This window comes from Nocardioides sp. (assembly GCF_050699375.1).
Classification (GTDB): Bacteria; Actinomycetota; Actinomycetes; order Propionibacteriales; family Nocardioidaceae; genus Nocardioides.
Genome location: NZ_JBOHDN010000253.1, coordinates 1 through 3,030 on the forward strand (window position 1 = coordinate 1; position 3,030 = coordinate 3,030).

Annotated in this window: 3 protein-coding genes; 2 read left to right on the forward strand and 1 reads right to left on the reverse strand. The window is 71.8% G+C overall.

Annotated features, from left to right (window positions below):
• Nucleotides 1-117: 117 nt before the first annotated feature.
• A complete protein-coding gene (bla, locus tag ACRDPS_RS18720) occupies nucleotides 118-996 on the reverse strand; it encodes a class A beta-lactamase (protein ID WP_431503173.1) in 879 nt (292 codons plus the stop codon).
• Nucleotides 997-1,140: 144 nt separating this feature from the next.
• Between bla and ACRDPS_RS18725 the strand changes: the two genes are divergently transcribed.
• Both ACRDPS_RS18725 and ACRDPS_RS18730 read left to right on the forward strand, forming a co-directional pair.
• Nucleotides 1,141-2,004: a LysR family transcriptional regulator gene (locus ACRDPS_RS18725; protein ID WP_431503174.1), complete on the forward strand. Its 864-nt coding sequence runs from the start codon at nucleotides 1,141-1,143 to the stop codon at nucleotides 2,002-2,004.
• On the forward strand, nucleotides 2,001-2,936 hold the full coding sequence (locus tag ACRDPS_RS18730; protein WP_431503175.1) for a serine hydrolase: 936 nt from the start codon (nucleotides 2,001-2,003) through the stop codon (nucleotides 2,934-2,936). Before ACRDPS_RS18725 ends, ACRDPS_RS18730 begins: the two co-directional genes overlap by 4 nt.
• The last annotated feature ends 94 nt before the right edge of the window (nucleotides 2,937-3,030 follow it).

Below are 3,030 nucleotides of genomic sequence, written 5' to 3' on the forward strand. Positions count from 1 at the left end.
CTCGGCCTGCAGACCTGACTTCTCGGCCTGCAGACCTGACTTCTCGGCCTGCAGACCTGACTTCTCGGCCTGCAGACCTGACTTCTCGGCCTGCAGACCTGACTTCTCGGCGGGATATCAGGCGAGCTCGGCACAGACGGTGGCTGCGATGTCGGCCAGGGCGGCGTCGATGGGCGCGGCGGTGGGGTCGTCGGAGCGGGTGAGGGCGGCGACGACGATCGGGGCGCCCTCGGGGGTCCAGGTGACGCCGACGTCGTTGCGCGTCGCGTAGTCGCCGCCACCGGTCTTGTCGGCGAGCCGCCAACCCGCGGGAACGCCCGCGCCGAACCGGGTGACGGTCGACTGGTTGGCGAGCATCCAGGTGGTCAGCTGATCCCGGTCCGCGCGCGCGAGGGCGCGGCCGAGCAGGAGGCTGGTGTAGGTCTGCGCGATCGCGTACGGGGAGGTGGTGTCGCGCGGGTCGCCCGGGACCGCGCTGTTGAGCTCGGGTTCCCAACGATCCAGGCGGGTCACGGTGTCGCCGAGGGATCGGGCGAAGCCGGTGATCGCCGAGGGCCCGCCGACGAGACGGAGCAGCCGGTTGGCCGCGGTGTTGTCGGAGCGCGTGATCGCCGCCTCGGCCAGCTGCGCCACCGTGAGGCCGTTGCGCGTGGTGAGCGAGGTGATCGGCGAGTTGACGACAAGATCGCTCTCGTCCCAGGTCAGGCGCTGTTGGAGCGTACGCGCCGGCAGGTCCCGCAGGATCTGGGCCGCGAGCAGGGTCTTGAACGTCGACAGCATCGGGAAGCGCTCACCGGCGCGATGCTCGATGGTGCGCCCGGTCCGCATGTTCTTGGCCCAGACGCCGAGGCGACGCTGATGCTGCCGCTCGAGCGCGGCGATGGAAGGGCTCTCGGTGGCGTACGCCGGCGAGCTGCCCACCCCGGTCGCGGCAAGGGCGGCCGCGGCCGCGGTTCCACCCAGGACGGCGCGGCGGCTGAGGTTCGGATGAGTCATGTCGGGGTCCTTTGGTGAGTTGGCTGGTCGGTCCGAGGCGTCGATCGTGACGCGACGGCGGCGACGGCGTCCAAGGACGATCCGGCATGGACGTATGCACCGGTGACATGGGACGCGCTGAGGGCGATCAGACATCCTGTACGCGTGGACCTACTGCTTCATCTGCGCGGCTTCGCCGCGGTGGCGGACGAGATGAGCGTCTCCGAGGCGGCCTTGGAGCTCGGCGTCGACCAGCCGCTGCTCAGCCGCCGCCTCCGTGCACTCGAGCGGGAGCTGGGGGTCGAGCTGCTCGACCGCAGCCGGCGCCAGATCGCACTCACCCAGGCCGGGGTCGCGCTTCTGCCACGTGCCAGGCACCTGGTCGACCAGGCAGACCACCTGCTGCGCAGCGTACGCCGCTTCGACCGGGCGAGGTTCTCGGTAGCGGTGCCCGCCGAATGCGACCCGGCTCCGCTGGCGCGGTTCGTCGCGCTGGTGGAGGAGACCGGCGTCGACGTACGCCTCGCGGGCCCGGGCGAGACGACGCCCGAGGCCGCGGCCTGGCTGGTGGAGACATGCGATCCCGAATCGGCCACCTGGGTCACCCGGTTGGGCGCGGCCACGGCTCCCGGAACCGCGCGAGCGCCGGTGCCGTTGGGGTCTCTGCGCCCCAGGCGTGGCACGGGGAGCGCCCCGGTTCTGGCCCTCCCGCGAGACCTGGACGAGCCCGGCGCGCGGCTCCCGTGGGCGGCGGACCGCGCCGGGATCTCCCCGACCGCACTGCGTCGGATGTCGCACCAGGTCGCCGTGGCCGAGGCCCTGGCGGGGCGCGGGACGCTGGTCTGCGCGCGGCATGAGGCGGACACGTACGGCCTGATCTGGTCGCCTTTCATCGACCCGGTTCTGCGCGGGCACCGCCTGGTCGAGCAACCGCCGTTGCCCGGGCCGCTGGTCGCCGGGTCGGTACGCGAGCGGGCACTCGCGCTGCTCGGTGCCTGCGTCGGTGCCGGTGAGGAGCGGGTCGCATGAGCAGCTCGCCATTGGTCGGCAGCGACAGAGGTCTGATCGACCTCGCCGAGGTCGCCGCGGAGAGGTTCGAGGCCCTCCGGGTCCGGGCCGTCTTCCTGGCCCGCGACATCGACACCGGTCTCGAGGTCGGGATCGGCGTCGAGCGTCCGATGCCACTGGCGTCGGTCGCCAAGGTGCCGCTGGCCCTGGTCGTGGCCGACCGGATCGCACGCGGCGAGATCGACGGCGGTTCGATGGTGACGCTGCCCGCGGACGAGCGGAGCTTTGGGCCGTACGGCATCTCGGCCTTCGCCCACGACGCGACCTGCTCCGTCGCCGACCTGATGTTGATGATGCTCGGCCTCAGCGACAACGCCGCCGCCGACGCGCTCTTCGCCAAGGTCTCGCCGCGGGAGGTCGACGAACAGCTCGCCGAATGGGGCCTGGCTGGGCTGCGGGTGCGGCACCGGATGCAGCCGATGTACGACTACGCCACCGCCATCGCCGGCCACGACTTCGCTCTCGCCACCCAGCTCGCCGTCGAGGGCAGGCGGCCGGGTGGCCGTCACGTCATCGACTCGCTCGACATCGAGCGCGCCACGGTCGGCTCGCCGCGCGCCTGCGTCGACCTGCTGGAGCGCATCTGGCTCGACGAGGTCGCCAAGCCCGAGGCGACCGCCATGGTCCGACGGCTGATGAGCAAACAGGTCTTCACCCACCGCATCGCCGCCGACCTGCTCGCCGACGACATCGAGCTCGCCGGCAAGACCGGCGGCTTCCTCACCCTTCGCCACGAGATCGCGGTGATCGCCCACCCGGGCGGCCGGGTCGCCATCGCTGTCCTCACCGACTCCGACCGCACCGCCCGGATCCAGAACGACGTCGATCTCGCCATCGCCGCGACCGCCCGCGAGGTCGTCGAGGCACTCGCCTCCCGACGACCTCCCGCCTGATCTCCAACCCCGCCGAGAAGTCACCTTCGCAGGCCGAAGAGTCACGACTGCAGGCCGAGTTGGCACGCCGGTGACCTCTCGGCCTGCAGAAGTG

Bases quoted from the DNA above. Each gene is read 5' to 3' on its own strand.
- bla (WP_431503173.1), bottom strand. From the start codon at position 996: ATGACTCATCCGAACCTCAGCCGCCGCGCCGTCCTGGGTGGAACCGCG.
- ACRDPS_RS18730 (WP_431503175.1), top strand. From the start codon at position 2,001: ATGAGCAGCTCGCCATTGGTCGGCAGCGACAGAGGTCTGATCGACCTC.